At 41.4% G+C, this 4,410-nt stretch carries 4 protein-coding genes and 1 pseudogene; 2 read left to right on the plus strand and 3 right to left on the minus strand.

The window, feature by feature from the left end; translation table 11 throughout:
- Nucleotides 1–212: pseudogene (locus tag Q0191_RS04070) on the minus strand (hypothetical protein); the annotation flags it as partial.
- Between the two features lie 89 nt (nucleotides 213–301).
- Between Q0191_RS04070 and Q0191_RS04075 the strand changes: the two are divergent.
- The gene (locus Q0191_RS04075) at nucleotides 302–517 is read left to right on the plus strand and encodes a YdbC family protein (protein ID WP_005590703.1); all 216 of its coding nucleotides are present in this window, start codon (nucleotides 302–304) and stop codon (nucleotides 515–517) included.
- A 9-nt stretch (nucleotides 518–526) separates the two neighbouring features.
- Here the strand turns inward: Q0191_RS04075 and Q0191_RS04080 are convergent, their stop codons facing one another.
- Complete coding sequence (locus Q0191_RS04080) at nucleotides 527–1,081, minus strand: biotin transporter BioY (RefSeq protein WP_297664073.1); 555 nt, start codon at nucleotides 1,079–1,081, stop codon at nucleotides 527–529.
- Between the two features lie 644 nt (nucleotides 1,082–1,725).
- On the minus strand, nucleotides 1,726–3,075 hold the full coding sequence (gorA, locus tag Q0191_RS04085; protein ID WP_297664075.1) for a glutathione-disulfide reductase: 1,350 nt from the start codon (nucleotides 3,073–3,075) through the stop codon (nucleotides 1,726–1,728).
- A 262-nt stretch (nucleotides 3,076–3,337) separates the two neighbouring features.
- Here gorA and Q0191_RS04090 point away from each other — a divergent pair.
- Nucleotides 3,338–4,410 (plus strand): efflux RND transporter periplasmic adaptor subunit (locus Q0191_RS04090; RefSeq protein WP_297664077.1); only part of this gene is annotated, 1,073 nt, incomplete at its 3' end.

The following is a 4,410-nucleotide window of genomic DNA, read 5'->3' on the forward strand; positions in this document are numbered from 1 at the left end:
TGGCGGTCACGGTCATATTTGACAATATCGCCAGTAAAATTCTTATCCAGAAAAATAACATGGACACCAGAATTTTTCCGCAGAGCCAAGTCAATGGTCTGCAGGATGTGACTGTTGTCGTCCTCTTCCTTATCTGTCTTTTTGTAGTTGATAAACTCATTAGTTTTTTGTAAAATCATTTCGAGATATTTTTTCATAGATAAAATCTCCATAACTTGTTACAATATATTATATAATAAAATAATTAAAAAAGTAAAATCTTTTACGAATAATGAGATAGAAAGTAGAAAAGAGGTAAAGTATGGCAGATTTTAAATTTGAAATCGAGGAAAAATTGCTCGTTTTATCGGAAAATGAAAAAGGATGGACCAAAGAACTCAACCGCGTAAGTTTTAACGGTGCGCCAGCCAAGTACGATATCCGAACTTGGAGTCCTGACCACAGCAAGATGGGCAAGGGAATTACCCTCTCCAATGAAGAGTTTCAAGTTCTTTTGGATGCATTTAAAAATGGATAGACGCAAAGTCTATCCGTTTTTATTGTCTGAAAAATAGGAATGGAAAGCCAGACTCCTAAACATAGGAATGCTGATGAGAGTGATTGCGACAATTTTTAAAAGATCAGGAAGAATGAAAGGTGTGACACCAACAGCAATGGCCTTAGAAAATCCCATGTTAGCCAGAAAATGAAGTCCGATTACACCACCGACGAAGACCAGTGCATCTCCGAGCAGATTAGCCAAAAGAATCGTGGAAAACTTACTATCCTTGCTTGTCAGACTGGAAGTAACCAGCGCAAAGAGCAGATAAGCCCAAAGATAGCCCGCGCTTGGTCCGAAGAGGGCTTGAAAACCACCGCTTCCTCCAGCGAAGACCGGCAGGCCAATAGCACCCAGCAGCAGATAGAGCAGAACAGACAAGACAGCTTCGCGGGTTCTAAAAATGGTTGCAATCAAACCGACAGCAAAGGTCTGCAGCGTGATGGGAATGGTCCCAATAGAGAAACTAAGCTGGGAAAGTACAGCTAGGAAGGCAGCGCCAATAGCTGGAAGGGCAAGAAGAAATGCTTTATTCTTGTTCATAATAGTAAACCTCTTTTTTGAATTATGGTAACTATTCTAAATCAAAATAAAAAAAAGTCAAGTCTTTTTACATCAGACTAGACAGTTGTTTGCTTATTTCCGCTTTTTGCGACTCCGAATGAGGAGGAAGATAAAGGCGATTAAGCCAAAAATATTAAAGAAAATAATTCCCAGAGCTGCTAGTAATTTTTTCGTTTTGCTCATTTCCAATCCCCTTTCTCTTAGTATTTCTTACTATCATATCAAAAATACTGTATCTTGAATAGCAGAAAGGGTAAAAGATGGTTAGGAAGTCATGAATATTTTAAGGAAATAGGACTATCTTTAAAAATTACAATTTATGAGATTGTCTAGAAGAAGTGTGACAGACTAATAAAAAAGAGGAAGATCCTTTAAATAAATCTTCCTCAATTTTAGAAATAATTTAGAATTTCTTGAATGATAATTGAATCTTATGCTTTAAAATAAAGTAAGAAGTCAAAGAATAAATCCAGATAGTGTGACTAGGTCTATTCAAATGGTATAAGACTTCTTTCTTACAAAAATGTAAGATAAAAATCAAAAATGAAAGGATAAGTTATGGTTGCCTTCTTTTCTTTATTTTATGATAATAATGAGCTTTAGAAAGGCCAAAGAAGAAACTTTTAGCGCATGGTGACAAATTCTTCGGAGCCAGTTGGGTGAATGGCAACAGTCGCGTCAAAGTCGGCTTTGGTAGCTCCCATCTTAATAGCAACAGCGAAGCCTTGAATCATCTCATCTACGCCATAGCCAATGCCATGGAGGCCGACAACCTTTTCATCGTGACCCGCAGTGATAAGCTTGAAGCGAGCCTGCTGGCGGTGCTGGGTGACAGCTGAGTACATGGATGTGAAGCTAGAGGTGTAGACATGAATTTGCTCAGCACCATAATCTCGAATAGCTTCTTCCTCCGTCAGCCCTACTGTGCCAATAGCGGGGTGGGAGAAGACGACAGTCGGAATAGTGGAGTAATCCATCTTGGCATCTGTCTTGCCGTTAAAGAGGCGTTCAGACAGGGTGCGTCCAGCCTTAATTGCTACTGGTGTCAGCTCTTTTTCGCCCGTCACATCGCCCAAGGCATAGATGCCAGGTACGACAGTATTTTGGTATTCATCCACAGCGATGAAGCCTCGGTCATTTAGGGTAACCCCTGCAGCATCAAGATTGAAACCTTGGACATTTGGCTTACGGCCAATGGCCCAGATGATCCGCTCAGCAATATGGCTACTACCGTCTTGGAAGTAGAGTTGTAGCTGACCATCAGGAAGTTTTTCCACTCGTTCGGGTATCTTGTGAGCATGAAGACTAGGACCAGATTTTTCTATTTCAGATACCAATCCGTCAATCAGATAGCTATCGAAATTGCGGAGAGGACGGTCGCGACGGACAAAGAGATCCGTCTTGACACCTAGAGTATGGAGGACACCAGCAAGCTCCACTGCGATATAGCCTGCTCCGACGACAGCAACAGACTTAGGCAGCTCTTCCCAAGCAAAAACATCGTCAGAAGTCTCACCGTATTCGGCACCAGGAATCTGAGGAATGGCTGCATGTGCACCTGTTGCGATAACGATGTGCTTGGCGCGAATCAATTCTCCATTGACTTCGACTGTATGCTTGTCAACGAAATGAGCGCGACCTTCGATCAGTTCAACGCCGTTGCGTTTGAAGCTGCCATCATAGGATGAGCGAGCGCGGTCAATGTAGGCTTCCCGATTCTTTCGTAAGGTAGCAAAGTCAAATTGCTGATTTTCTGAAGTAAAGCCATAGTCTGGTCCGTAGTGTTGGATGGCCTCGGCAATCTGAGCACCGTACCACATGATTTTTTTAGGGACACAACCGACATTGACACAGGTTCCCCCTAATTTCTTTTCTTCAATGACAGCTGCTTTAGCGCCATGCTCACCAGCGCGATTCATGGTAGCAATACCCCCGCTACCACCGCCAATTGCAATAATATCGAATTCTTTCATAGTTAGATAGAAGCTCCTTTAATCAATATGAAGTAATTGTACCTTTTTTAGAAAATGAATGCAAAAATCTGCTATGATTTAGAGATCCTGCAGCTTTTAGAAAATGAATGCAAAAATCTGCTATGATTTAGAGATCCTGCAGCGTTTGTAGAGGAAAAATGGCCTTTTAGGGATTTTATCCCTTTTCCTATCACAATATGTTAGGCTTATGATATAATGTAGTATAAAAGAAAAATGGTTTTCATCAAGAGGAGGAAAAAAGATGAAAAAGCTGAAAAAATGGCAGCTATTTAGTATTATCGGAGTTGCTGTTGTAGTTGTATTGGGAGCAATTTCTGCAATAGTCCTGAGCAATCTTAGTTCTACAACAGAACCTAAGGAAGTTGCACCAATTGTGCAGCAGGCAAAAGAAGGTAGCATAGCCTCATCTGTCCTGTTGACGGGGACCGTAACGGCTAACTCAGAGCAATATGTTTATTATGATGCTACCAAGGGCGACTTGGAGTCGGTCCTAGTCAATGTTGGCGACCAAGTAGCTGTAGGACAAGCACTTGTTCAATATAAGAGCACAGAAGCTCAAGCAAACTATGATGCAGCAGTTCGTGCTGTTAATAAGGCTGACCGTCAGATTAATGACTTACAGACTAATGGGGCGACAGTAGAAAAAACTGGCGATGAAGAGACGGATAGTAAGTCCCTTGCTTCTGCTCAACGGACCGTCGATTCTCAACTGGCTGATTTGCGTGATGCACGTTCAGACGCTGTGGATAATATGAATAAGGCGCAAGCTTTGTTGAATGCAGCGACTGTTACAAGCACTGTTGAGGGAACAGTAGTAGAAGTAAACCGCGATGTATCCAAATCAACAACAGGAACTAACCAAACCTTGGTGCATATTGTCAGCAACGGCAGCCTTCAAATCAAGGGAGAACTCTCTGAATACAATCTGGCTAATTTGTCAGTTGGGCAAGAAGTAAGCATTACTTCTAAAGTATATCCTGATAAAAAATGGACAGGCAAAATTAGTTATATTTCCAACTATCCTAAGGATGGACAGCAAGCTTCATCAACCAATACAGGTGGCGCAGCTTCCTCTGCAAAATATCCATTTACAGTCGATATTACAAGTGAAATTGGTGATTTGAAGCAAGGTTTCTCTGTCAGCGTTGAAGTGAAAAACAATACAAAAGGGATTCTTGTACCAGCAAGCAGTATCATCTCAGACGGAGACAAGAACTACGTTTGGACTGTCGAAAAAGGTAAAGCGAAGAAAGTGGAAGTAACCTTAGGGAATGCTGATGCTGAAAATCAAGAAATCTCATCTGGTTTGACAAA

Origin of the sequence: uncultured Streptococcus sp. (genome assembly GCF_938036805.1) — a bacterium.
Lineage (GTDB): Bacteria > Bacillota > Bacilli > Lactobacillales > Streptococcaceae > Streptococcus.

Excerpts from the sequence above, each read along its gene's own strand:
- Q0191_RS04075 (WP_005590703.1), top strand. The coding sequence starts at position 302 with ATGGCAGATTTTAAATTTGAAATCGAGGAAAAATTGCTCGTTTTATCG.
- Q0191_RS04080 (WP_297664073.1), bottom strand. The coding sequence starts at position 1,081 with ATGAACAAGAATAAAGCATTTCTTCTTGCCCTTCCAGCTATTGGCGCT.
- gorA (WP_297664075.1), bottom strand. The coding sequence starts at position 3,075 with ATGAAAGAATTCGATATTATTGCAATTGGCGGTGGTAGCGGGGGTATT.